We start from the raw sequence: 23,883 nt of genomic DNA, 5'->3' as shown, positions 1-23,883 counted from the left end.
TCATCCCCGCAGGCGCGGGGAACACCCAACCGGTCATAATTGCTGCTCATGCGGTCACGGCTCATCCCCGCAGGCGCGGGGAACACTTTACTGATGGCTAGGCGAAAGCTGATTGGGGGGCTCATCCCCGCAGGCGCGGGGAACACTCGCGGGTGGTGTGCCCCGGCTCTTCATTGGACGGCTCATCCCCGCAGGCGCGGGGAACACGGTCAGGGGCAACATTTTCACGAGATGAAACAGGGCTCATCCCCGCAGGCGCGGGGAACACTTCCCGCGCCAGCGCCGGTGCGAGGGCCGCGAGGGCTCATCCCCGCAGGCGCGGGGAACACGCCGACCGTATGGCCCGCACCGTGGAAGTCGTGGGCTCATCCCCGCAGGCGCGGGGAACACTGGGGGTTATAGGTTTCGTTCATCATTCATCGGGGCTCATCCCCGCAGGCGCGGGGAACACCCGCTGTTACCTCCCACATCTGCAGCTGTGGGGGGCTCATCCCCGCAGGCGCGGGGAACACGACTGCCCCCGCACCGCACCAGCACGCGATTTGGGCTCATCCCCGCAGGCGCGGGGAACACCGCGTTTCATCGCTATCCATCGCTGCCCATCGGGGCTCATCCCCGCAGGCGCGGGGAACACTTGTGCGCTCAGACCAGTTCACGCCCCGCGCTTGGCTCATCCCCGCAGGCGCGGGGAACACACAGCCCCTTTATTGAAAAGGATTACACATGCTGGCTCATCCCCGCAGGCGCGGGGAACACGTAGACCTTTCAGTGTGTAGTGTGTTACGCCGGGGCTCATCCCCGCAGGCGCGGGGAACACTTCATGTCGCCAGGGCACAACGCCCCGGCAACGGGCTCATCCCCGCAGGCGCGGGGAACACAAAAACCTTTCTAGGTAGGTGAAAGTGTGGCTGGGCTCATCCCCGCAGGCGCGGGGAACACACTTGCTGAGCTGCAAGTTTTGGAGCCTGTACCGCATTCTACATACGACTTGCGATCGGAACATAACCCCGCCGACGCAGGGAGAATCTAAAGCCTCGATCCAATCAAGGCTCATCCCTGCCGAAGCGGGGATACTTAGAATTTAGTGCCTGAATCTGCCGTGCTCAAAAGAGTTAAGTATTTTTTCGTTAACTGATTAGAGCGGGTTCCGGGTTGCATTGGTATGAAACACTTGCTATAACTTGAAGCAACATCGACAAAAGGATTAAAACATGAGGCCCGGACACGAACTGCCAGAAAGCACGCTCGAGACAGCTCAGCTGTTCGAAAAGTGGGTCTCGAAACGCTCCCCGCAGGCGCAGTCTCTTTGGGCCAAGTCCGGCGATGAGACTGGCCATCTTTCAGTTCCCCAGCATCTAGTAGATGCAGCCTGTGCCGCAGCTGCGGTGTTCGACGTATGGGTCGCCGATAACATCAAACGCGAGATCGCGGGGCATCTAGCAATCACCGTCGAGGAGCTCCGCACTTTTTATATTTGGCTCGCTGGCACTCACGACGCGGGGAAGATTACCCGCTCTTTCCAGACCCAGCTTCAGGATCGAGCCGGGTACGAGCATATCATCAATGCCATTGTCGATACTGGCCTTGACCTCGAAAAAGATGAACTTCTGAAGATGCCGCACGGCAGGAGTTCGGGAGTCATCCTGAGGCGCTGGCTGGAAACACAAGGCATGCCGCGAACGATGGCTACTTGGGTTGGGTCGACAGGGGACGCGCACCACGGAGTCGCGTCGACAGGCGACGAGAAGACAGCCGTTGAAAACGAATTCAGCAAGTACCCAGCGGCATGGCTAGGCGTTCAAGACGAAATTGTCAGCGCAATGACGACGACGCTGCACGCGCAACCGGTCCTAGACAAAATCGGAAAGATCGAGGACCCCGAGGCGGGGGTTGCGCAGTTCCTGACTGGCTTGGTGGTCATTGCGGACTGGATAGCGTCGAATGCTGAGGCGTTTCCGATGGTCGTCGATAAAGGACAGGTCGAGAGGCTGCGGTCGGGGATGGCGCAGACCGACCTCACGGCTCCATGGCACCCAGTTAAACCGATCAGCGACATCGACGAGCTGTATCGAGCATCATTTGCCTGGCCTCAACACTTCAATGCGCGCAACGTGCAACGCGCACTCGCTGAAGCTGCCCGGCGCGCAACCCGGCCCACGCTGTTCATCCTTGAGGCGGAGACTGGCGTCGGTAAGACTGAGGCGGCGCTTGCCGCAGCACACATCATCGCTGATCAGACTGGTGCACAGGGCATCTATTTTGCGGCCCCCACTATGGCCACTGCGAACGGGCTACTGGAGCGAACCATCGACTGGGCGCGCAACACCTCGGACGTTGGCACTGTCACGTCGCTGTACCTCGCACACTCCAAAAACCAGCTCTCACGGGCAGCAATGAGTCTGCCGCGCGGAATCGCCGAAGACGAAACGTCAAACCACGGTGATGTGATCGCGAGCAGCTGGATGCGAGGGAGACGTCGCGGCCTCCTCTCAAACATTGTCGTTGGCACTATTGACCAAGTCTTAATGATGTCGCTTATGCAACGCTTTTCGATGCTGCGTCACGCCGCGCTAGCTGGAAAGGTCATCATTTTCGACGAGGTTCATGCCTATGACGCGTACACTTCCGAATACCTCGAAACCACACTTGAGTGGCTTGCTTACTACGGCGCGAGCGTCATTATGATGTCTGCGACGTTGCCAGCCCAGCGACGGGCCTCGCTCGTCGAAGCGTACACCGGGGTGGCTCCCGAGGAAGCACCACACGGCTACCCGCTGATTACGGTCGCCGATGAGTCTGCAACGACGTACATCACGCCACCCCCAAATCCAACCAACATGGTGGCCACCATCGAGCACATCGACGACTCACTCGACACTCTTCGAGGCACGCTCGACAACCTGCTTATCGACGGCGGCTGCGCCCTTATCATCTGCAACACCATTGCCCGCGCCCAAGATGCGTACCGGGAGCTCAAAACCCAGTACGCGGATGACATCGAACTGCACCACGCCGGCTTCATCGCCTGGGAACGATTGCAAAAGGAAGACGCACTCCGGGAACAACTCGGCCCGCACGCGCGGCGCGGCGCAGGTCGCCCATACCGCAAAGTTGTTGTTGCAACCCAGGTCGCCGAGCAGAGTCTGGATATCGACGCCGACGTACTGATCACCGACATCGCGCCGATGGACCTGGTAGTACAACGCGCTGGCCGACTACAGCGTCACAGCCGCCCGGTCGATGACCGTCCACCTCAACTACAGGATCCGAAGATCTTTATTCGCGGCGTGCTCTCGCCCCTGCCGACTCCTGAATTCGACGGTGGTGCGATGGCTATTTACGACCCTCAGATTCTTCTTTCCACGCTGCTCCACCTACCCACTACGTTCCGTCGACCGGACGACATTGAAGCGCTCGTTCAATCGACGTATGACCTGGACACGACCGTAGTGCCCGACGAGATGCAGCAAATCTGGGATGAAGCCGCCGGAGTAAGCCAATTAAGGCAGCACAACGCGCGAAAACGCTCAACGTCGTTCCGGACTCCATCCCCGTTTCATGCTGAGACTCTCATTGAATTCTTCGAAAACAAAGGTGCAGCGCTGAACCTGGACAGGGAAGAAGCCGGTGCTGCGCAGGTTCGCGACGCGGAGCCCACCGTCGAAGTGATCCCGATTATCGAGACTGACTACGGGTACCGGCTATGGGGCGTCGATAAGGAAGTACTTGCCGACGCCGAGCCTGACTATCAGACGGCATTCCAACTCGCATCAAGCACTGTGCGACTCCCGGCGCGCCTGACGCGATACGAGAGCGACTTCAACATCGTCATGGATGCGCTCGAGGAAAATACCCCTGTCACCTGGAGTAAGCACTACCTACTCAACGGCCAACTCGCACTTCCCCTCGACGAGGACGGCGAAACAAGGATCGGCCGATTCCTCGTTCGCTACAGCAGCGAGCTCGGAATCGAAGTCTCGTTCGAAAGGGGTGAGTAGTGGTGTCCCCTCCACCGCTACGCTGTAGTCATACGCACAACAATGAGAGAAAGGAGTGATGAACGTGACATTCAACCTCGTACATGAACCGTGGATCTGCACCACAACGGCTGACGGCGACAAAGTCCTCAGCTTGCAGCAAATTTTCGACGGCACCGAGCAGCCACTCAGCGTCGTCGGCGACTCACCGACGCAGGACTACGCGGTGCTCCGAGTGCTGCTTGCCATTTACTGGCGAGCGCACCACCATCACCTCAAGAGTTCAGTACCCACCGGCCGACGAAGCCGAGGTTTCCGCTGGGAGTCGTGGTTCCAGGAACAACGCAACCAGGCGAGACAGCACCAGCGCGATGACATCGTTCTTGCTTATCTGAAGGAATACGAACACCGCTTCAATCTGATCGACGATGAAGTGCCGTTCATGCAGGTAGCGAACCTGCATACCAGCAAGAATACGCATTCACCTATCTCGAGGATCCTCCCAGACGCTGAGGCAGATTTCTTTACGATGCGCACCGGCGCAGGGCGCGCCTCCATTTCGTTCCCGGAGGCAGCCAGGTGGCTGATCCACCAACACGCCTACGATTACTCTGGCATCAAATCTGGCGCTGCAGATGACCCGCGAGTCAAGGGTGGCAGAGGTTACCCGATCGGGACCGGGTGGGCTGGCATGACCGGCGGAACGGTCGTACGCGGCGACACACTGCAAGAAACACTGGTGCTCAATACAGTCAAGGAAGCAGTAGACCCGACGGCCACGGGAGACACACCGATCTGGGAACGCGATCCTGATACCGCCAAGCAACGCCTTTTCGATCCAAGTGCACCCAAGGAAGGCGTGATGCCGAACGGCCCTGCTGACTTGGCAACCTGGCAAACCCGACGCATCCGCCTCTTCCCAGAAGGGGACCGCGTCACGAGAGTGCTCGTCTGCAATGGTGACCGCATCCCAGACGCAGGAAAGAATGTTTTCGGCGACCCGATGACGCCATACCGGTACAGCCCGAATCAGAGTAAGAAAGACCTCACCGCGTACTACCCGAAGCCATACGATTCAGAGCGCACCGTGTGGAACTCGATCGATGCGCTCCTTGTCAGTGAAAATGACGCCGGGTTTGGCGGAAAGAACCTGGCCCCGATCAAACCCGCAACACTCGCAAATCTGGCGGAGATTGCCGACGTGACCAGGGAGCAAGAACTGCTCGACATCGCCATTGTCTCCATGGCTTACGGCCCTCAGAGTTCTTCTGTCGGCACCGTGATCAGCGGCGAAATCGGGCTGCCCCTCTATCTGCTGCAGAACAATGAGTATTCCACCACCGACCGGCAACGTGTCCGCGCGGCCGCCCAGGCGGTGCGCGATACAGCGGTTTGCCTCGGCTGGTTTGAAGGACAACTCGCGGTCGCGGCAGGCGGAGAGTACAGCTTCGGCACCAAGTCGGCGGACCGACTCTACGCCCTTCTCGAACCCGAGTTCATGACGTGGCTCCGGAATCTCAACATCGACGACGTAGCCTCCGAGTGCGTGCGCTGGCAGGAACTCGTCCGGGATAGCGCACTCGAGCTTGCAGCGGAACTCGTCCGAGGAGCAGGACCCAAAGCCATGATCGGCCGCCTCGATAGCACTGAAGACGGCAAAGGCCGTGTGATCAACGCCGGATCCATCCATAACCAGCTGCTTCGGAAGCTGCGCGACGCCCTTCCGCTGCTTGCCCAGCGAAACGCCGACCGCACATCACAACAGGGAGAAAACCATGACTAAACCCACCCTCCGCGCCGCAGTAGGGGCAACGGCGACGCGGCTACAGAACCACTACCTAGAGCAAGCCCATACCGCTCTAGGAGCTAGCGCCCGCGGATCGCTTGCCGACCTGCGCAAATATGCCTCAATAGGATTGGAGCATAACCCGCTCGCACTCCAAGACGTGCTCATGCTGCTGCAACCGGAACTCAGTGATCAAGAACTGGGAAAGTCTGACAAGCCCTCCCCAAGCGAGTACGCAGCGTTCTACGCACTCGCCCTGTTCGGGGTCCACATGCAAAGTGCACGCACACCGGCGCACAAGCAGGGAGATTCGTTCGCACTCGCATGTGGTCAGCTCTACAGAAAAACTGAGTCCAACTCAATAAAGCAGCGGTTCGACGCGATGCAGGTTGCTCTGGATTTCCCATCACGGATCACCCATCTACGTTCACTCGTCAGCCTGCTTCGCTCGCAAGACTTGCCGTTTGATTACGGGCAATTCGCCGGGGATCTCCGATCGCTCCAAAACCCAAAGTACCGGGACGGCGTTTTGCTGCGGTGGGGTAGAGACTTCGCCATCGGAACACTCCGGCCCTCTGCCCAGGCAGAAGCACAAGAACTCGACAACGCAATCCGCTAACTTCTACTTTTCGAAAGGACAATCATGTCTCTCATCATCGATATCCACGCACTTCAGACAGTCCCGCCTTCACTCATCAACCGCGACGATACCGGCGCCCCTAAGACAGCCGTGTTCGGCGGCGTCCCACGTCAGCGCGTCTCCTCCCAGTCCTGGAAGCGCGCAATCCGCAAGTACTTCGCCGAGCACTTCGATCCAGAATCCATCGGTGACCGCTCCAAGCGCCTTCCAGAAAAGATCGCGAAGCAGCTCGCCAAAGTTGCCGGCATCTCCGATGAAGACGCCATCAAGCGCACGGAGCAGCTCTTCAACGCTGTAAAGATCAAGACCGTCGTAGAGAAGCCAAAGAAGGGCGACGACACCGAACACAACCCATGGCCACAAACCACCTACCTGATCTTCCTCAGCCCACAGCAAATCGATCGCGCTGTCCGCGAGCTTGCTGAGCGCGACGGTCAGAAGTTCACTAAGGCCGAAGCGACTGCCATTTTGGATACCAACCACAGCGTGGACATGTCTATGTTCGGTCGAATGGTTGCTGACGACGCATCCTTCAATGTCGACGCAGCAGTCCAGGTAGCGCACGCCATCGGCGTGCACGCATCCGCGCCCGAATTCGACTTCTACACCGCCGTCGACGACCTTGCCGAAGAAGGCGAAGAAACTGGTGCAGGGATGCTCGGCACTGTACAGATGATGTCCTCCAGCCTCTACCGCTACGCCACCATCAACGTCGACGGCCTGAAGAAAAACCTCGAGTCCACCGATGCCACGATTAAGGCTGTCGAGCAGTTCATCGAGGCATTCGTCGCGTCCATGCCAACTGGCAAGATCAATACCTTTGCCAACCAGACTCTCCCCGAGCTCGTGTTTGTGACCGTCCGCGATACCCGCCCAGTCTCCCTCGTCACTGCTTTTGAAGACGCGGTGACTGCAACCGAGCAACTCGACCGTCGCCACGTAGCAGCAGCACGTCTTGCCGACGAGGCACGCGCAATTCAGGACACCTACAGCTTCGTCCCCACCAGCCAATACGTCCTCGGTCTCGGCGATATCGCCGCGCCATTCGACGGCCTCGCGGAGCGCGTAACACTGAAGGAGCTGGGCGAACGCGTCGCAGCCGACGTTGCCACCGCACTAGGTGATGACGCATGAGTTCCTCCCTACTCCTCCTACTGAAAGGGCCCCTACAGTCATGGGGTGATGAGTCTCGGCACAAAATACGTGCTACTGCGCTCACACCGACGAAATCGGGCATCATCGGACTCATCGCTGCAGCACAGGGGCGGCGTCGAACGGACCCAGTCGAAGACCTCACTCGCCTCCGGCTCGGAGTGCGCGTTGACCAGTCAGGCAGCCTACTGCGCGACTATCAGACGGCCCAGCCCTGGCTTACCGACCCGAACGCATCCGCGGAGCTCATCACCCGATACTTCCTCAGCGACGCTGCGTTCGTAGTAGCTGTCGAATCGGACGACCGTGCCCTGCTGGAGGGCATCGCGGAAGCACTACGCGCTCCCGCATTCCCACTCTTCATGGGCCGAAGGTCATGTCCGGTGCACCCAGGACTAGTGATCGGCATCGTCGACACCGACGCGGAAACTGCGCTGCGCGAGCATCCTACGTGGCATGCAACAGCACAGCACAAGCGTGAAGCGCCAAAACACGTCAACTTGGCGCTCTACCGGGATGCGGACGAGGAAGAACAAGGCGGAGTCCGGCGACAGGACGTGCCCATAAGCTTCGACCCGCAGCACCGACGCTACGGGTGGCGTGACGTTCTGCGCGTAGAGGACGTCGCTATCGATAATCCGGATGGAACTGAATCGCTGGTGGACAGTGACGTTTTCTTCGAAACGGTGATCAAGGCATGAGCAATACATTCACAAGGATCCTCATTAACCCCGCCCGACGCCAAGGCAGGCGACTGCTCACCGACTCCCAAGCGATGCACGCCGCCGTACGCAGTGCGTTCCCGCCGGATCTCGATGAGACTGCAGGGCGGGTGCTGTGGCGCGTCGATAGCCAAGAACACACCCACGTGCTCTACATCGTGGGGCCCGAAAAGCCGACCGCTGACTCCATCGTGGAACAAGCAGGGTGGGATACCCGGCCGGCGAAAATCGCCGACTACAGCCGCTTCCTCGACAGCATCATGAAAGGGCAGCGTTGGAAGTTCGAACTCGTTGCCAACCCAACGTATAGCGAGTTTCAGCAGGGTAAACGGGGCAAGATCAAGGCGCACGTTTCCCCGCGTCACCAGCTTGCTTGGCTGCGTAAAAAGTCACTCGCACATGGGTTTGCGCTGGCACCAGGGCTCGATGACGAGGTCAACGACGAAGAGCGCGCACACTGGGACGCGTTTGAAGCACCGGCAGTCATCCAAAGCTGGACCGACGTGTTCCACCGGAAGAAAGCCGACGGCACCAAAGGCAGGCCCGTACGGATCGCCAAGGCCCGTTTTTCCGGAGTCCTGGAAGTCACTGACGTCGAGGCTTTTCGACGCACCCTCACCCAAGGCATCGGACGTGGTCGCGGCTACGGCTGTGGCCTCCTGACGCTAGCCCCATCAAATAGGTGCTGAGATGCCAACACCTGACGAACTGCCGATCACTCGCCGTGCACTCGCGCGAATGAGTGATCGGCTGTCCTTCCTTTACGCGGAACGGTGCGTGGTCAACCGTGACGGCAACGCGTTGACGATCACCGACCAACGCGGCACCGCACACGTCCCCGCGACACAACTTGCGGTGCTCCTGCTCGGCCCCGGAACCCGGATCACCTACGCCGCGATGGCACTCCTCGGCGACGCAGGCACCAGCACAGTTTGGGTCGGCGAGCGCGGTGTCCGGTACTACGCCTCCGGCCGCCCACCCGCGAAGTCATCGCGGATGGCGCTGCTCCAAGCGGAAGTCGTAACGCACCAGCGCAAACGGCTTGACTGCGCCCGGAAAATGTACAGCCTCAGATTCCCGGGAGAGGACGTGTCCACTCTCACCATGGCGCAGCTGCGCGGCAGGGAAGGCTCCCGCATGAAACGTGTCTACGCCGCCGAAGCCGAACGAACCGGCGTGTACTGGGACCGACGAAGCTACGACCCGCACGACTTCGACTCCGGCACACCCATCAACCAAGCGCTCACTGCGGCAAGCGCAGCGCTCTACGGCATTGCTCACGCAGTCATTGCCGGGCTTGGGTTCGTTCCCGCACTCGGAGTTGTCCACACCGGAACAGACCGCGCGTTCGTCTACGACATCGCCGACCTGTACAAAGCCGAGATCGCCATCCCCGCCGCGTTCGACGCAGTAGCTGAAGCGAAAGGGAAACCGCATATCGAGGTGCGACGGAAGGTGCGCGACGCTGTCGTCGAAAAGCGACTGATGCAGCGCATGGTCAAAGACCTCCAATACGTCATGGACGTACCCGAAGAAGAACTCTACAGCGATGTCGAACTGATGCTGTGGAGCGAATTGGAAGTCATCTCTGCAGGCGTCAACTGGGCAGAGGAAGAGGCACTGCAATGATGGTGCTCATCGTCACCGCATGCCCGGCGGGCCTGCGCGGCGACCTGACAAAGTGGCTCATGGAACTCAGCCCAGGTGTCTTCGTGGGCACCCCATCAGCTCGCATCCGAGACCTACTCTGGGACCGCACCATCGAGCTCTGCAAAGACGGCAGGGCACTGCTCGTCTACAGCTCAAATAACGAGCAAGGCATGGAGTTCCGCGAGCACCGGCACGCCTGGAAACCGACAGACTTCGACGGCATTACGCTCATGATGCGCGAGAACGCGCGAGCACCAAAACGGCGCACCGGGTGGAGCAAGGCACGACGGCAGCGCATCGCATACGAGCGAGACAGGCGGACTTCGTCTTAGGTCGTGGCCACGGACGGGGAGATTGACATGCCTGGGTGGTCGAAAGGGTAGGCCTGAAATAGTTCCCGCGTCCGGGAACTATTTTTGGTTTGGGCCGATTCCGGTCGACCAACACTTACGTTTCCCCAGTTCGCGACGACTGTCCACGAAGAAAGGTCCCCGGTTTCAAAAAACGTTGGGAACTTTCTCGGCGGGCGACGGGTGGCGGGCGAGGCTAGGGGCGTCGAAAAATAATAAGCACTGAGGGAGCCGAACACGCCGTTTTTACGTCTAAACGGTATGAACACTCTCTACAACGGCATGACCATCGACCTCGACACGCCCCTGATCCACCAAAAACAGCGAACACCAAACCATGCATACCAGCAGGTCAGCGTGCGTCGCTACCTACAAAACGAACACTGCCTGCAACCATGGCAAGTCCAAAACAATGCGCGCTACCACCCCAAAAACGTCAGGTATCACGCCCCGGCAGCAGTCCGTGCAATCGCACACGCGGTAGAACAACCCGGCAGCATCATCGCCGGATTCTCGGCACTCGCGCTCTACGGCTTGCCCTATCTCGTCGAAGGCGCTGACACCACCCTGGTGACCACCTCCGGCCACACCAGCGTAGCCGGGGCCTGCCGTCCGACAATCCGCCGATCGCGGATCTCACTTGCAACATGGACCGTCACCCACCGAGGTGTATCACTGCAAGCGGTCACACCACTCACCGCCGTAATACAGGCACTTGTGCAGGTCAAACGTGGTGAGCACCTGTGGAGAACCGTCACTGTAGAGGGGCTGGCCCCCGAAGAGGTCAGAGGTATCCAACTAGTTGACTGTGCGCGACGTTTTTGGGGCATCACACCCAGCAGCATCGCCAAGGCAGCTAGGCACAAAATTGACGCCACATGGCTGCACAAGGTGCTACGACACAGCAGCGTATTGGCGGACTCACCAAAAGAAACTGAAATGCGCCTGCTGGTTGCCGCCCTGGCCAACCGGTACGGCTGCACGGTCGAAGAACAAGTGCCACTGAGGGTCGGTGACCAGCTTGTCACAGTGTTTGACCTTGCCATTCCCGAGTTGAAGATTGCCGTCATGTACGACGGCGCACATCACTCCGATTACCAACAGCGGAATAAGGACTCCTCCATCACCTTAAAGATGATTCGGCAAGGTTGGACACCGGCGCGGTGCTCGGCAGCCACAATGTTTGAGTGCCTCACCTTGATCGAAGAGCTGATGCAGGAAGGCCGGGTTCGTGTGCAGACCAGAAAAGTTCCCAACGGATTTTGAATAACGGGAACTTTCTTCGTGGACATGCGTCGCCACCTGCGGAAACACGAGTGCCGGTCGACGGGAACGGGCCTGAAAGCCGAAATCGTTCCCGGGCGCGGGAACTTTTTCGGAGGGGCAAGGCGGGGCGGAGCTGGGGACGTGGCAGGGCCCTACGCCCCGGCCTTGGCCGCCCTCCGCACCTGCAGCGCGCCGACGAACCCGAGGGCCAGGAAGGCGGTGGCGGCGAGGAGGGACCAGCGGGCGGCGTCGGCCATGCCCTCGCTGAGGGCCTGCACGACGACGGCGGTTTGGTCGCCGAATGCGCTGGCTGCGCCCTCCATGCGGAGTTGGGTGATGGCGGAGCCGGCGGATTGGCGGGTGGCGGTGGAGGTGGCGTCGGCAAGGGGGCCGGTGATGCCGGCGGCCGTCAGTGTTTTGGGGAGGGCGATGGCGAGGGCCATCGAGAAGACGGAGCCGGAGACCGCGGTGCCGAGGGCGGAGCCGATCTGGCGGACGGTGCTTTGCGTGGCGGAGCCTTGGCCGGAGCGCTGTACCGGAATATCCCGGAGCACGGTGCCGGTGAGCTGCGCCGATGCAAGGCCCAGGCCCAGGCCGTAGAGGGTGAGTGGGGCGGCGATGAGCCAGCCGCTGGTGTTTGCACCCATGACGGAGGCGAGGATGATGACGCCCACAACCTCGAGGGCGAGGCCGATCAGGACGGTGCCCGGCGCGCCGAAGCGGGCGGCGACGTGGCGGGCTGCCGCGCCGGAGAGGAATGCGCCGACGGCCATCGCCGCCAGGACGAGGCCGGCGGACATGACGGACAGGCCCAGCGCATTAATAAGGTAGAGCGGCAAAATGAAGATGATGGCGAACTCGCCGATGGCGACGGCGCCGGCGGTGATGTTGCCCCAGGAGAAGGTGGAGTAGGAGAACAGGCCCAAGTCGAGGAGCGCGGAGCGTTCCACGCGCTGGCGGTGCTGCTCCCAGCGGATGAACAGGGCGAAGGCCACGGCGGAGATCGCAAGTGCGACGGGGACGGGGGAGACCGGGGCGGTGGTGGGCCAGGTCCAGCCGAGCACGGTCAGGGGTTCCTTGGGGGTCCACCAGCCGAGGTCGGGCGCCTCGATGATGGCGAAGACGAGGGTGCCGAAGGCGATGGCGCTGAGCTGGGCGCCGTCGACGTCGATGCCGGGGAGCTTGTCGGGGCTGCGGGTCTCGCGGACGGTGAGCACCGCGCCGATGGCGACGATCACGCCGATTGGCACGTTGACCAGGAAGATCCAGTGCCAGGACACCCACTGCGTCAGTGCGCCACCGGCCAGGGGGCCGACGGCGGCGGCTCCAGAGATCACGGCGCCCCATACGCCGAAGGCGGCCGCGCGATACTTCCCGCGGAAGACCGCGTTTACCGTCGAAAGGGTTGACGGCATGATGAGGGCAGCACCGACGGCTTGCACTGCACGGGCGGAAATGAGGGTCGAGGCGGACGTCGAAAAGCCGGCGAGGACGCTGCCCGCGACGAACACCCCGAGGCCCGCGAGGAAGGCGCGCTTGCGGCCCCACGAATCCGCAATCTTGCCCGTGGACAGCAACAACGCGGCGAGCAGCACCGCGTACAGGCTGTTCACCCACTGTGCCTGGGTGAGGTCCAGGCCGAGGTCAGTAATTATCGACGGCAACGCCACGCCAACGATCGTGCCGTCGAGAACGATGACTCCGAGTCCCACCGAGAGGACGGCGAGGCTGATCCAGTCGCGACGCGTTGGCGTGGTGACCTCTACTTCGCTCATCACTAGCGCCTTACTGATTCTGGCCCAACAGGCTTGAGCGCGCGACCGAGCGCCGCCATGAACAGGCCCAACGCAATCGTGATCGCGATGTGGCCCAAGCCCGCGATACCCGCGATCATCGCCGTGGACTCCTTGCCCTGCACGGTGAGAATGCCGTGCCAGACCATCATGCCCGAGGTCATGAGCACGCCGACGTTGTACACCCAGAAGAACCACGTGAACAGCTTGCCGGACCGCGAAACCCGGAACAGTTTCTCCAACACCAAGAAAATCAACGACATGACGAACCCGAGCACCAGCAAGTGCGTGTGCGTCACCCCAAGCTGTGTGAACTGGCCGTCCGGAAAATCATTCGCGCGGGTGAACTCGCGGTAGAACAACCCCGCGCCCAACCCAAGCACCAAGTACAACACTGCTGCCCTGTACAACTTCTGCACCTTGCACACTCCTTCTACAACCGCCAGCACCGGCGGGAAATCTATTGACACCATCAATGGTGCTGGAGCGGGCGCAGAAAGTAATCGCGCAGCAGGTTGAATGTTGCGTCAACCGATCGGTTGAGTGGGGTTAGCGGGACGTAATAAGGAACCCCGCGAGGCCAAGCAGCACGGCCACCGTAACCGCTAGCGTTTCGATAAGCACCTGCCGCTCTTCATCGTTGAGGTCAATGCCCTGCTCGCGCTTCGAAGAGATTTGTTCAAACTGGCTCGACGTCCACCCAGGTTCGTTTTTGATGAGCGGACGCTTTTCCGTCAGCGGGGTGAATGTGCCCGGCGCGTCCTCGCGAAGGCCGCAGGAGGACGGATTCTTCGGCATAAACTTAGGTGATTCGGTATTTGTTCTGCACGGCTTGTGAGTGAGCGAATCGAATTCCCACGTAAGCTTTGTGATTTTGCGCCGCCCTGCCTGCTCTGTAGAACTCTGGGTCCCGCCGATTGAAAGCACCCCAAGGAGCCCTGCAGGTTCGCCATTCTTATCGACGAGCCACCCTGGGCCACCAGAGTCACCGGAGATCGGGGCCTCGTCCGCAACTACACTGGTGACGCCGTCAGCTGCACCTTCAATTACCCCGCACACCACCTTGCCCATCTGCCGGGAGTTCATACACGCACGCATCCCCTTCATCAGCGAAGGGTAACTGGCAAGCGCGTCACCTGAATAGCGATTATCACCAGCAACAATGTCGCTGAATAGCTGTACTGCCATCACGTCATCGTTGAGGTAATTAAAAGCTCCATCCTCGGGAGGCACTGCAGAACGCGTGGTCTTGCCCACCGGAATATTGCCCTTGTAGACGAGCTCGCCGGGGGCTTCCCTAAAACAGTGCCGCGCAAGGTACACAGTATGCGACTTCTTATCGACGTACCCCACCTGGCACCCACCGTTTCGGCGCCCTACCGCATCCCCCTGGTTCACGACCACCGGGCCGTTCTGCTTGCTCGACGAACCCGAAGAGTCCGACGAACCCGAAGGCTCCGAGGATTCCGCCTGAGCGGGCACCGTCAAACCTGTCACCGCCATCCCAGCCACGAGAGTTGTTGCCAGTACTGTTTTCATGCTTCGCACGTTGTGCTCCTTTGGGGTGCCGCTTGGGTGAGCGGAGGGGGCGTCGATACGTAAGAAACGATACACTACCTGCATGAATAAAATGAGGATTAGTGCAGTAATTGCGCTTGGCGCCGCGCTCGTTGCATGCGACGACGAGCCCGCCGACATCTCCGCCGGTTTCTACGAGCCCGAGCACGGCCTGTACTGCGCCGTCGACACCGCCGAGGAAATGCTGGACTGCACCATGCAGCTCGTCGATGCGCCCGACGCCCAGTACCCTAACGAGTACTCCGGCGAGCCCACGAACTGGCTGTACTTCGACCCGGTGCTCGGCTTCGTCCCCTCCCACGACGTCGGCGCCACCTACCCCGAGCACGGCCACGAACTGCAGCCCGACGAGCACCCGCGCTGGCGCGACTGGGCCGTCACGCACAACGGGGACGGCGGAGTGATCGTGGCGAAGGGTGCGCACTGGTTTAACGTGAAACATGGCGAACTCACCTTATCGACGCCACCACTGAAAGACCCCGAGCATGTTTCCGCAGGCCAGAACGCTCGAATCGGCGACTACTGCGGCACCGTGCAGGCCGCTATTTGCGGGGAGGGCCTGGACGTGATTGCGATTGAGGAGGGCACAGACTGCGAAGCGGCGACCACCGCAATCGGCACGTTTGTGTCGCCGGACGGCGTGACCATGACCGGGTGGGAGTGCGACCGGAGCGGCTACGGCCCGTGGAGCTCCCGCGACCACGACGGGATGCCCGTGTGCCGCGACATCACCGGCGACGCCGGTGCCGTCCAGCTGGCGAAGTGGACGGGTTAAGGTAAGGCCATGAAGAAGATTGGCGCAGTGGCGGCCGCATTCGGTATCGCCGCTGGTTTGGTGGCGGGCTGCGCGCCCGCCAAGCAGCAGGAGATCACGATCACGCAGCGGCCCACCCCGGAGGCGGCGCCTGCGGAAGCAGCGGGGGGAAGAAAACTCGGCGGAGGAGGCGCCGTCACCTTCGGCAAAGCAGTCGAAGTCGCCGAAGCGGGAGAAGTCCGGCAAGTTGACGGAAGTCGATGGGAAGGAGTTCGCCTATGGCGTGGGTGGATTTGACTACTACATCGGCATGCCTGACCAAGACATGTATTGCCTTCCGGAAACATCTACAAAGAACTTTTGGTGCATGGCAGAGTTCAGTAAACCCGCACCTGCGCTGAAGAATTCCGACGAGTTTTCCGGTCAGCAGCTTCCAAATGCGGTCAGCTATCAACCGGCTGTCGGCTTCGAACCAATCGGAACGCTGGCAACCCCACTTGAGACAGACGTTCGCCCCCTCGCACCCGGCGAAACAACCACCATCAATGGGTTCACCTTTGAGAATCAGGGCGCCAAGGTTACCGTCACGCGCGGCATACATACCTTCACCATGACAGACGGCCAGTTCACGGCAAGTACGCCACCACTTGCCGACGCCACCAAACCTGCAGGTAAAAACGCCTCCGAGGGCTCCTACTGTGGTTCCCTCGAGCACGGGTACCGCATCATCGCCCTTGAGGACGGCACCGACTGCCCGGCGGCGCTAGCAACGTTTGAGGACTACCTATCCGGCTCTCCGAAGGGTGGATCGCCACAGGGACAAGCCCAGTTCTACACCGCACCGGATACCGGGTGGGGTTGTGCGCGCGGCTTCCGCTTCCCGTGGGAAGAGAACATCGGCGCCAATATGAAGCCGACCTGCAGCCCGAAGAATGGCGCTGGTGGCTCGGCAGCGGCACTGAGGAAGGAGGATGTGCGCTAGGGCTCTCTGGCCCCTCGATGGCCGAAAACGCGTTCCGCCTAGAAAGACCAGTGGTAGTCAGCTATTTTGTGTTCTGGCCACCGGCGGTCGTGCCGCTCGTCGATGTGAAGCATGGTCCACACTCCGTCGATTTCGGATCCGTAGTGGCGAGCGAAGAGGACCGCCATCGAAAATTTCGTATCGATGACGGCTTCCTTCCACATTTGAAGCCCCTGCATCTCCTCGTCGGAGTAGCTCACAACTCTGATGTAACGGCCTTGTTCCAGTGGTTTTCCTGCTCGAGTAAACGAGCGTGGGTAGTGCGCGTACGGTGGTGTCTTAAAACTGTGTCCCCAAAACTCAGGGTATCGCTGGTAGTACAACAGCACAGTTGGCCACCCACAGCCGGACATGAGTTCGGCTCGGTGGATCAGTTGATTGTTGCGAACTTCCGGACCAGTGTGGTCGATTTTCTCGCCGTCGCGAAAGTAGATGTGCTCAGACTGAGCGGGATAGGAGTGCACACGGTACACCGTAAAATCAGTGAACGGGCCCTCGGCGTCCGTGGTACCTCCACTGTATTTCATGCAATCGAACGTCACCTCTGTCGAGGTGTTGTGCATCATGAGGCTTCTCAGCACGCCAGAAGCACTCAGGTCTGTAATATCTTCGAACTCGGTGAGCCCCTGGTTTTCGCAAAAGTCAGCCCACAGCGGACTCTCCATATTCAGTACTCCTTCCAACATCGTCTATGTGTGATCGTCAACAGGATTAGTGAAAACACAGAGTTTTCCGTTAAAGGTGTACTGAGGGCATTCAAATCGGCCGATCGCAAACCTATACCCACCATAACCGGCTTTATAACCCCATTCGGGAATCGCAAGGCCGATGCCATCTACCTCCGTAAAATATGTTCCAGCTTCATCAGGGATGTTGTATGGAAAACGGCTTGCATTGTTTAGACCAGGCCGGGTAACTTCGCCGGTTATCTCCTCTCCTGTTTCGTCTAGGCGCAAGCGACGATCTTCCCTCAAGCGGGTATCAAGCTGGAAAGTGAAGTCCGGTAAATCCAAATTATTGACACTCGTGATCACTTCTCCATGTCTTCGTTGAATTAACTTGTCAGTAATAGTCCACCCAAAGGCCCGCGACCATTTGGGTTCAATAGGTGCGACCGGTGATATTGGTTTTGTTTCCCCAATACAAAATTCGATCTTTTTACTGATCCTGTAGTCTGAATAGCGGTATGGTCCCCAAATTTGACCTGATGCGTACACATCACATTCTACCCCTTTGGGTTCTATCGCTCCTGCCACAGCTCGTAATTCGGTGACCGGCAAACTTTTAGCAACATCTTTCACCGTGGGCATTCCAAAGTAGTTGTTACCATTAGCACTAAATGAAATTCCACGGTTTGAGCACATAAATTGCACTCCATCTAGAATTCCGTACTCTGCTGCGATTCGAGCAACAGCATTGAAGCATGAGAACGGCTGCCAAAACACATTGGGGTCCGCATAAAGAACCCCACCCTCGAAACGTTGCTGTTGAACTCCTTGATCGTTGATGAACATATCCTCGACAGGATAGCCGTAGCCACTGGCTTGGTAGCCTTGCGCAGCCCACGAAGCCAGTATCCCGCCCCGAACCGCATGCGCTCCCACCGCGGGGGTCCAGTAGATCATGCCACCCTCAAAGACGTTATAACGTCCAATTCCATCTGGAGTGGTCAGTTCATCACTTATAGGGTAACCAAGCTCGCTGTTTTGAGCTCCCATGGATTGCCACTTATCGTAGATCGCGCCCTGTATGCTGGCCTGCGAAGCTGGCAGTGCATTGTGGGTGTAGACGTGACCCCCCTGGAAGTCCTGCTTGAACCACTGGTCCCCTAGAGCCATGTCACTAGTGGTGGGGTAGCCGAGGAATCCTTGTTCCCAGCCATGGCGCTGCCAGACTTTCGAGACAGGAATACTGACGCTATGTGCACCGGTTTTGGGATGCCAGTAGATGTATCCGTTAAGAAATTCCGAACGCTTGCCTACGCCATCCGGATTGGTCTTTTCGTTAGACTTCGGCAGATTAAGGAAACTCGCCGGACCCCCGATCTGGTCATACTTGATTTTGATCGCCCCACAGACCTTGAACCAGGATGGCCAGTAAACGCTGCATCCTGCCGCAGCCCGCAGGTTAGAAACCTCTGTCGACTGCAAATAAGCCTCAGTCGTCTCTGCGTTGTCCGCATCGACCTTGCTGAAATCCTCTGGGATCGCCTCATAATCAGAGCGCATCTGGCCTTCAACTATCGTCTCTTTCGGATAGCTCGTGGAATGCCATCCCTCCAGGCCCTGTGGGTCAAGATCGTCATCAGACACTTCATTAACCTGATATTTTTCAGCTCCGGGCGGGGTGGGGAAGCCCCACTTTGCGAAAGGACTACTCATGTCATCGTCCGGAACGTAAAAGCCACTGTCGCTAGTTGACAGGTCGTCCGTTGGGGTCTCATAACCTGCAACATCGCTATTAGTCAACGAGCTTTCTAATTGCGGGAAAGATTGAGCATGAGCTGGCGAACCAAATGAAGTGGCGAGAAGGATACTCGAGACCATCGCGGCCAGTCGGAATAAAGTTTTAGGCACAGCTACCCTTTCGGTAGAAGAGATTGTGACAAGCTAACAACCCGACATCTACTGTACCAAAGTTTCAAGAGCCCCGAACTCTCTTTAAGAAGGGTTCTCGCAAACAAAAAGAATGGGGCGAAACAATGACACGGTAAAAATAAACACCGCTTGGCCTCTACCATACGCCTTCCACCACTCGTCCCCTTGTAAACGAATGAGTTTTCTTTACAACTTGAGCCCATCCACGAACCGCGCGATCATGGGCTCGCCCAGCAGGTAGGCGCCGTAAACCCCAAGCCCTGCCAGGCCGATTACGATCGACAGCGTGAGCCCCAAGACCATGTCCTCCTGCTGGCGGCTCAGCGGGTCACCACTCTTGATCTTCGAGGACAACACCTCGAACTCGGTGGCTACTCGCTTCATCCAGGGCTGGCCGGGTGGGCGCATTCTGGTGACGGGTGCGAGGAGGCCGGGGGCGTCGTCGTGAATCCCGCACGATTCCGGCCGCGTGCGCGTGTAGGAGGGAACTTCCGTGCTGGCACGGCAGGACTTCGCGGTTACGGAGGTGAGTTTCCACTCGTACCAGGGCCTACCGTTCGGGGTTTCGGTAGTGCTGGTCTGCGAGATCACGCCAACGAATGAGAGGGGGTTGCCGGAGTCATCGACGAGCCAGGCTGGACCACCTGAGTCACCTTGGATGAGGGTGTCATCGGATTCGACCTTAATTACGCCGTCGCCGGCGCCCTGGAGGCTGCCACACACATCTTTGCGCTGCTTTACCGAGTTAGCGCACACTTCCATACCGGACTCGAGGGTGTCGTAATCTACAATGGCGTCGCCCGAAAAGAGGTTCTGGCCTGCGATAACATCCTCGTAGAGCCTGACGGCCATGACGTCGTCGTTTTTGAAGCGGACGTCGATAAGCCCGGCGCGAGTACTGTAGCCGACGGCTTGACTGTTCTTGTAGAGAACTTCCCCCGGGCCCTGCGTGAAGCAGTGGCGCGCGACGTACACCGTTTTCGACGCCGCATCGACGTAGCCAACCTGGCACCTCGTGATGCCGACCTCAACAATGTCGCCTTGGTTCACCACGACGCCGGCGGTGTAGCGCACGGAACTGAGGTCCGCAGCAGCGTTGGGAGCGGCGGCGCCCGCTAGCGCCAGCGTTGCTACTAGCGCTGCAGCTCCGAGTTTAGTTGCGCGTCGCACCTGCGCTCCTTTTGGGTGAAAAACAACATAGTTAAAGACATCTTAGCCTAGTCCACCGCTACGTTTCCCATGTTTCACGTGAAACACACCGGGGTTAACCCATAGACCCAGGCACACCACGGCTGTACTATGGGGTCAATCTTTAGGATGATGAAAGGAAAATCGTGCAGGGACAGCCAGCGACAGACGAAATATTCGCAGCTCACGAGGGTGGAAAGCTTGCCATCCAATCCCGGATGGAAGTGAGCAGCATGCGCGATCTTGCCATCTGCTACACGCCGGGGGTAGCGGAAGTCTGCGAAGCCATCGCACAGGACCCCGCCCAGGCGCGCCGCTACACGGGAGCCGGGAACACCGTCGCCGTCATCACCGACGGCACCGCGGTCCTCGGGCTCGGGGACATCGGCCCCCAAGCATCGCTGCCCGTCATGGAAGGCAAAGCCCAGCTCTTCCAGCAGTTCGCTGGACTGAACTCCTTTCCGATCGTCCTCGACACCCAGGACGTCGACGAAATCGTCGACACCGTCGTGCGAATCGCGCCCTCCTTCGCGGCCATCAACCTCGAAGACATCGCCGCGCCACGCTGCTTCGACATCGAACGCCGCCTCGACGAACGCCTCAACATCCCCGTCATGCACGACGACCAGCACGGCACCGCCGTCGTTATCTATGCGGCACTACGCAACGCCGCGCGCGTCCTCGGCCGCACCCTCGCTGACCTGCGCGTTGTCATCTCCGGCGCCGGAGCCGCGGGCATCGCATGCGTCGACATGCTTCTCGACGCCGGCATCCGCGACATCATCGTCCTCGACTCCCAAGGCCCCATCCACGCCGACCGCGTCGGCCTCAGCCCAGTCAAACAGTCCCTCGCCGCGCGCACCAACCCCCGCAACATCCACACCACCGTCGACGACGCCCTCCGCGACGCCGACACCTTCATCGGCCTCTCGCGCGGCCACATCACCGAAGAACAAGTCCTCCTCATGTCTGAGGCACCGATCCTGTTCTCGCTGGCCAACCCCACCCCGGAAATCGAGCCGGAAGTCGCGCGCAGGCACGGAGGGGTCGTCGCAACGGGGCGCTCGGACATGCCCAACCAGATCAACAACGTCCTCGCGTTCCCCGGCATCTTCCGCGGCGCCATCGACGCCGGCGCCACCCGCATCACCCGCCCCATGCTGCTCGCCGCCTCCGAAGCCATCGCCTCACTTATCGACGCCCCCACCGCCCACAACATCGTCCCCCAAGCACTCGACCCCCGCGTGGCACCGGCCGTCGCCAAGGCGGTAGCGGACGCCGTGTAACAGAACAGGCCAATCAAGCAGTCCCTCCTGCAGGAACTGAACAAGAACGCCAACCTGGTGACCGGTGCCGGCGTCTACGCCAAGGACCAAGCCGTCTTCGAACCGAACGCCAACCTGGTCACCTTCCCCCTCGACGTCGCCGACACCCGCCTCGACGCCAACGGCAACGGCGTCCTCCACTTCGACGGCGAACTGAAACTGCACGGCACCGTCGCCCCCAAGGTCGACATCGACGACATCAAAATCACCATCACCGGCACCAACGCCACCATCACCGGCGACATCGAATCCGGAACGGTCATCGAACGTGAACACAACGACGTAGTCCTGGGCACCTTCCAACTCGACAACGCCATCGACCCATCGCAGCCCAACTTTGCCGCCAAGGCCCGCCCTGTCACCTACGGCGTCGGCATCACGCCACTCGGCCTCAAAGCCGGCGAGACTCCATCCGACGCCAAGGCCGACCTCAACCTGACCTTCGGCAAGGCGGACCTGAGCTCCCGCCTCGACATCGACACCGAAGACAAGCTCAAAGCCGCAGGCATCGCCCTCGGCGTACTGGCTGCTCTCGGTGCCATCGTGGCCGTCGTAGCAGGGCCACTCAAGGACCTACTGCCGTTCGACCTGCCCGCGAAGCTGCCGTTCTAAAACAGCGGTTCACCCACCGGGTGCATCTCACCGCCACCCTGCAACGGCCACGGGAAGAACCCAACGTGGCCGTAAAACAGAGTCAGGCCGAGGAACACCCACATCATGCCGATGATGAACGTCACCGGCACAAACACCTTCCGGGCAACCGGGCTGGTCAGCACGAACGGGGAAAGCAACGCCGAAAGCCCCGTACCCACGTACAAGGTAAACACCATAAACGGTTCAAGCATCGAGCCCGACAACAAACGCGCAATCGGCTCAACCTCTGGTGGACGCCACTGACCAAAATGCATCCCGGCGATACCAAACATGATCAGGCCAAACCCACCGACCGCAGCCACATACAGAATCGGGCGGAGCGTAGCCACCCAGTCCAAATCACGAAGACCGCGGTCAGCACGATCCTCTGCGCGAAGCACGGCAACACCAACGATAAGTGTCATCACACCGTAAAATGCGGCTGGTTCACCAAACGTCACATTATCGACCGCACAACAGAACACACCCTCGATCTGTTCCAGCGGCCACGTGAGCATCATATGCACACCCGTCATCCCGAGAAACGCACCGAGGAACACGAACGCCCAGCCAAACCCAGACACTGAGCGGTCTCCGGCTTTCTGCAACGCACGCATGAACAGCGGCACCATCAGCATAATTACACCGACGACGAGTCCCATCGTCGTGTTGTACGTGATACCTTGCATCAACATGGCCCTAGCTCCTCTCAGCCAACAAGTACTGACGAATCGTCATCAACGCAATCATCGAGCAAAAGGCAATCGTCCACGTCAGCGCCCCAAGGTCCTCACCCTTCACGCCGCCCATGACCCAGAAAAACAGCCCACCGACGACCACAAAGATCGTCAATAGCACCCAACTCGCCGTGAGAAGTTTCGACGCCCACCCCTGCGTCTGATCATCAACCGGCACCAGCTCTTTGCCTACATGCATAGTTGTCCTACTTTCACTCAAGAACTGCAGTACGCACGTACTGCTAAAAAATGAGGATATCCTAATTATGGCGTTTACCTTGGAATATTTGCTTCTTTTCCCGCGGGCTTTACAAGGGAGAAAATTTGGCTATAATAAATGTCGAGCCTCCTGCCCACGGATTCCCCCCGAGTCCGGTTGAGCACTCAACACCCCCCCATTTTCGAGTGCGAGAGCGCAGGGGGTTCACTCTTTGCGTTTTTATGTTTGAGGCCCTTGCAGGCAGGCCCCGGCCCCGCACGGGTTAAGCGACAAAATGTGTGCTTTTCTCGGCGTGTCGACTTAAGTGACAAAATGTGTGCTTTTTCAGGGGTTGGGATGGGTGGGTTGTGGGGTGTTGTGCTGGGGCTATGAGCGTCCTGCCCAGCCGTGTCGGATGGCCCAGGAGGGGTTGAAGTCGGTGTCGATGCCGGTGTCGTAGACTTTCGGCCGGCCGTCGGGTGAGTTGGCTTGGTCGCGTTCACGCATGTGTGCCT

General features: G+C 59.7%; 22 protein-coding genes and 1 CRISPR repeat array (1 of these 23 only partly in view). Of the genes, 14 read left to right on the top strand and 8 right to left on the bottom strand.

From position 1 onward, the window contains the following. A CRISPR array of direct repeats spans window positions 1-939; the repeat unit is 28 nt; unit sequence GGCTCATCCCCGCAGGCGCGGGGAACAC (it extends 1,954 nt beyond the left edge of the window). A 272-nt stretch (window positions 940-1,211) separates the two neighbouring features. From JMN37_RS10005 to JMN37_RS09965, 9 genes are all read left to right on the top strand, one after another. Beyond that, the gene (locus tag JMN37_RS10005) at window positions 1,212-3,998 is read left to right on the top strand and encodes a CRISPR-associated helicase/endonuclease Cas3 (RefSeq protein WP_071573710.1); all 2,787 of its coding nucleotides are present in this window, start codon (window positions 1,212-1,214) and stop codon (window positions 3,996-3,998) included. 58 nt (window positions 3,999-4,056) lie between these two features. Further along, entirely contained in the window at window positions 4,057-5,760 is a 1,704-nt protein-coding gene (gene casA / locus JMN37_RS10000) for a type I-E CRISPR-associated protein Cse1/CasA (RefSeq protein ID WP_070361640.1), read from the top strand. Then, window positions 5,753-6,382, top strand: a complete 630-nt coding sequence (gene casB / locus JMN37_RS09995; RefSeq protein ID WP_070361639.1) for a type I-E CRISPR-associated protein Cse2/CasB — start codon at window positions 5,753-5,755, stop codon at window positions 6,380-6,382. Before casA ends, casB begins: the two co-directional genes overlap by 8 nt. 24 nt (window positions 6,383-6,406) lie before the next feature. After that, entirely contained in the window at window positions 6,407-7,537 is a 1,131-nt protein-coding gene (cas7e, locus tag JMN37_RS09990) for a type I-E CRISPR-associated protein Cas7/Cse4/CasC (protein ID WP_252932017.1), read from the top strand. Beyond that, window positions 7,534-8,256 (top strand): type I-E CRISPR-associated protein Cas5/CasD, encoded by a 723-nt coding sequence (gene cas5e, locus JMN37_RS09985; protein WP_070361637.1) that lies wholly within the window; start codon window positions 7,534-7,536, stop codon window positions 8,254-8,256. The genes cas7e and cas5e overlap by 4 nt, the downstream gene beginning before the upstream one ends. Then, on the top strand, window positions 8,253-8,966 hold the full coding sequence (gene cas6e, locus JMN37_RS09980; RefSeq protein WP_071573709.1) for a type I-E CRISPR-associated protein Cas6/Cse3/CasE: 714 nt from the start codon (window positions 8,253-8,255) through the stop codon (window positions 8,964-8,966). Before cas5e ends, cas6e begins: the two co-directional genes overlap by 4 nt. 1 nt (window position 8,967) lies before the next feature. After that, on the top strand, window positions 8,968-9,906 hold the full coding sequence (cas1e, locus tag JMN37_RS09975; protein WP_070361635.1) for a type I-E CRISPR-associated endonuclease Cas1e: 939 nt from the start codon (window positions 8,968-8,970) through the stop codon (window positions 9,904-9,906). Continuing rightward, window positions 9,903-10,259, top strand: coding sequence for a type I-E CRISPR-associated endoribonuclease Cas2e (gene cas2e, locus JMN37_RS09970; RefSeq protein ID WP_070361634.1), 357 nt, complete (start codon window positions 9,903-9,905; stop codon window positions 10,257-10,259). Before cas1e ends, cas2e begins: the two co-directional genes overlap by 4 nt. Window positions 10,260-10,538: 279 nt before the next feature. Next, a complete protein-coding gene (locus JMN37_RS09965; protein WP_252932015.1) occupies window positions 10,539-11,543 on the top strand; it encodes a putative endonuclease domain-containing protein in 1,005 nt (334 codons plus the stop codon). 152 nt (window positions 11,544-11,695) lie between these two features. Here JMN37_RS09965 and JMN37_RS09960 read toward each other — a convergent pair whose 3' ends face one another. The 3 genes from JMN37_RS09960 to JMN37_RS09950 all read right to left on the bottom strand — a co-directional run bounded on the left by JMN37_RS09960 (window position 11,696) and on the right by JMN37_RS09950 (window position 14,959). Next, window positions 11,696-13,318, bottom strand: a complete 1,623-nt coding sequence (locus JMN37_RS09960) for an MFS transporter (RefSeq protein WP_252932013.1) — start codon at window positions 13,316-13,318, stop codon at window positions 11,696-11,698. 2 nt (window positions 13,319-13,320) lie between these two features. After that, window positions 13,321-13,755, bottom strand: coding sequence for a DUF2871 domain-containing protein (locus tag JMN37_RS09955; RefSeq protein WP_071573708.1), 435 nt, complete (start codon window positions 13,753-13,755; stop codon window positions 13,321-13,323). A 130-nt stretch (window positions 13,756-13,885) separates the two neighbouring features. Next, on the bottom strand, window positions 13,886-14,959 hold the full coding sequence (locus JMN37_RS09950) for a hypothetical protein (protein ID WP_143110615.1): 1,074 nt from the start codon (window positions 14,957-14,959) through the stop codon (window positions 13,886-13,888). Here JMN37_RS09950 and JMN37_RS09945 point away from each other — a divergent pair. The 3 genes from JMN37_RS09945 to JMN37_RS09935 all read left to right on the top strand — a co-directional run bounded on the left by JMN37_RS09945 (window position 14,958) and on the right by JMN37_RS09935 (window position 16,650). Further along, window positions 14,958-15,689 carry a hypothetical protein gene (locus JMN37_RS09945; RefSeq protein ID WP_143110614.1) on the top strand — a complete coding sequence of 244 codons (732 nt, stop codon included), beginning with the start codon at window positions 14,958-14,960 and terminating at the stop codon, window positions 15,687-15,689. The two genes, JMN37_RS09950 and JMN37_RS09945, sit on opposite strands and share 2 nt — an antisense overlap. A 9-nt stretch (window positions 15,690-15,698) precedes the next feature. Further along, window positions 15,699-15,965, top strand: a complete 267-nt coding sequence (locus JMN37_RS09940; protein ID WP_071573705.1) for a hypothetical protein — start codon at window positions 15,699-15,701, stop codon at window positions 15,963-15,965. A 70-nt stretch (window positions 15,966-16,035) separates the two neighbouring features. Beyond that, complete coding sequence (locus JMN37_RS09935) at window positions 16,036-16,650, top strand: hypothetical protein (protein WP_143110613.1); 615 nt, start codon at window positions 16,036-16,038, stop codon at window positions 16,648-16,650. Window positions 16,651-16,688: 38 nt separating this feature from the next. On the opposite strand, the gene JMN37_RS09930 is transcribed toward JMN37_RS09935, so the two are convergent. The 3 genes from JMN37_RS09930 to JMN37_RS09920 form a co-directional block, all read right to left on the bottom strand. Next, window positions 16,689-17,354, bottom strand: a complete 666-nt coding sequence (locus tag JMN37_RS09930) for a hypothetical protein (protein WP_071573703.1) — start codon at window positions 17,352-17,354, stop codon at window positions 16,689-16,691. Window positions 17,355-17,378: 24 nt separating this feature from the next. After that, complete coding sequence (locus JMN37_RS09925; RefSeq protein WP_252932011.1) at window positions 17,379-19,265, bottom strand: LGFP repeat-containing protein; 1,887 nt, start codon at window positions 19,263-19,265, stop codon at window positions 17,379-17,381. Window positions 19,266-19,472: 207 nt separating this feature from the next. Further along, window positions 19,473-20,456, bottom strand: a complete 984-nt coding sequence (locus JMN37_RS09920) for a hypothetical protein (protein ID WP_252932010.1) — start codon at window positions 20,454-20,456, stop codon at window positions 19,473-19,475. A gap of 164 nt (window positions 20,457-20,620) precedes the next feature. On the opposite strand from JMN37_RS09920, the gene JMN37_RS09915 reads away from it, so the two are divergent. Beyond that, window positions 20,621-21,760, top strand: coding sequence for an NAD(P)-dependent malic enzyme (locus tag JMN37_RS09915; protein ID WP_252932009.1), 1,140 nt, complete (start codon window positions 20,621-20,623; stop codon window positions 21,758-21,760). Window positions 21,761-21,817: 57 nt separating this feature from the next. After that, window positions 21,818-22,411, top strand: coding sequence for an HtaA domain-containing protein (locus JMN37_RS09910; protein WP_071573700.1), 594 nt, complete (start codon window positions 21,818-21,820; stop codon window positions 22,409-22,411). Here the strand turns inward: JMN37_RS09910 and JMN37_RS09905 are convergent. Together JMN37_RS09905 and JMN37_RS09900 are read right to left on the bottom strand one after the other, a co-directional pair. Beyond that, on the bottom strand, window positions 22,408-23,127 hold the full coding sequence (locus tag JMN37_RS09905; protein WP_071573699.1) for a DUF981 family protein: 720 nt from the start codon (window positions 23,125-23,127) through the stop codon (window positions 22,408-22,410). The two genes, JMN37_RS09910 and JMN37_RS09905, sit on opposite strands and share 4 nt — an antisense overlap. Window positions 23,128-23,131: 4 nt before the next feature. Then, on the bottom strand, window positions 23,132-23,368 hold the full coding sequence (locus tag JMN37_RS09900; protein ID WP_071573698.1) for a hypothetical protein: 237 nt from the start codon (window positions 23,366-23,368) through the stop codon (window positions 23,132-23,134). Between the last annotated feature and the right edge of the window lie 515 nt (window positions 23,369-23,883).

The sequence above is a fragment of the Corynebacterium lipophilum genome (assembly GCF_024102595.1).
Classification (GTDB): Bacteria; Actinomycetota; Actinomycetes; order Mycobacteriales; family Mycobacteriaceae; genus Corynebacterium; species Corynebacterium pseudogenitalium.
The sequence above is the reverse complement of the archived record's forward strand: the minus strand, read 5'-3'. Positions and strand labels throughout refer to the sequence as shown.

What these genes read in the sequence shown, in the direction of transcription:
- JMN37_RS10005 (WP_071573710.1), top strand. Translation starts at nt 1,212, where the DNA reads ATGAGGCCCGGACACGAACTGCCAGAAAGCACGCTCGAGACAGCTCAG.
- casA (WP_070361640.1), top strand. Translation starts at nt 4,057, where the DNA reads ATGAACGTGACATTCAACCTCGTACATGAACCGTGGATCTGCACCACA.
- casB (WP_070361639.1), top strand. Translation starts at nt 5,753, where the DNA reads ATGACTAAACCCACCCTCCGCGCCGCAGTAGGGGCAACGGCGACGCGG.
- cas7e (WP_252932017.1), top strand. Translation starts at nt 6,407, where the DNA reads ATGTCTCTCATCATCGATATCCACGCACTTCAGACAGTCCCGCCTTCA.
- cas5e (WP_070361637.1), top strand. Translation starts at nt 7,534, where the DNA reads ATGAGTTCCTCCCTACTCCTCCTACTGAAAGGGCCCCTACAGTCATGG.
- cas6e (WP_071573709.1), top strand. Translation starts at nt 8,253, where the DNA reads ATGAGCAATACATTCACAAGGATCCTCATTAACCCCGCCCGACGCCAA.
- cas1e (WP_070361635.1), top strand. Translation starts at nt 8,968, where the DNA reads ATGCCAACACCTGACGAACTGCCGATCACTCGCCGTGCACTCGCGCGA.
- cas2e (WP_070361634.1), top strand. Translation starts at nt 9,903, where the DNA reads ATGATGGTGCTCATCGTCACCGCATGCCCGGCGGGCCTGCGCGGCGAC.
- JMN37_RS09965 (WP_252932015.1), top strand. Translation starts at nt 10,539, where the DNA reads ATGAACACTCTCTACAACGGCATGACCATCGACCTCGACACGCCCCTG.
- JMN37_RS09960 (WP_252932013.1), bottom strand. Translation starts at nt 13,318, where the DNA reads ATGAGCGAAGTAGAGGTCACCACGCCAACGCGTCGCGACTGGATCAGC.
- JMN37_RS09945 (WP_143110614.1), top strand. Translation starts at nt 14,958, where the DNA reads ATGAATAAAATGAGGATTAGTGCAGTAATTGCGCTTGGCGCCGCGCTC.
- JMN37_RS09950 (WP_143110615.1), bottom strand. Translation starts at nt 14,959, where the DNA reads ATGCAGGTAGTGTATCGTTTCTTACGTATCGACGCCCCCTCCGCTCAC.
- JMN37_RS09940 (WP_071573705.1), top strand. Translation starts at nt 15,699, where the DNA reads ATGAAGAAGATTGGCGCAGTGGCGGCCGCATTCGGTATCGCCGCTGGT.
- JMN37_RS09935 (WP_143110613.1), top strand. Translation starts at nt 16,036, where the DNA reads ATGGCAGAGTTCAGTAAACCCGCACCTGCGCTGAAGAATTCCGACGAG.
- JMN37_RS09930 (WP_071573703.1), bottom strand. Translation starts at nt 17,354, where the DNA reads ATGGAGAGTCCGCTGTGGGCTGACTTTTGCGAAAACCAGGGGCTCACC.
- JMN37_RS09905 (WP_071573699.1), bottom strand. Translation starts at nt 23,127, where the DNA reads ATGTTGATGCAAGGTATCACGTACAACACGACGATGGGACTCGTCGTC.
- JMN37_RS09900 (WP_071573698.1), bottom strand. Translation starts at nt 23,368, where the DNA reads ATGCATGTAGGCAAAGAGCTGGTGCCGGTTGATGATCAGACGCAGGGG.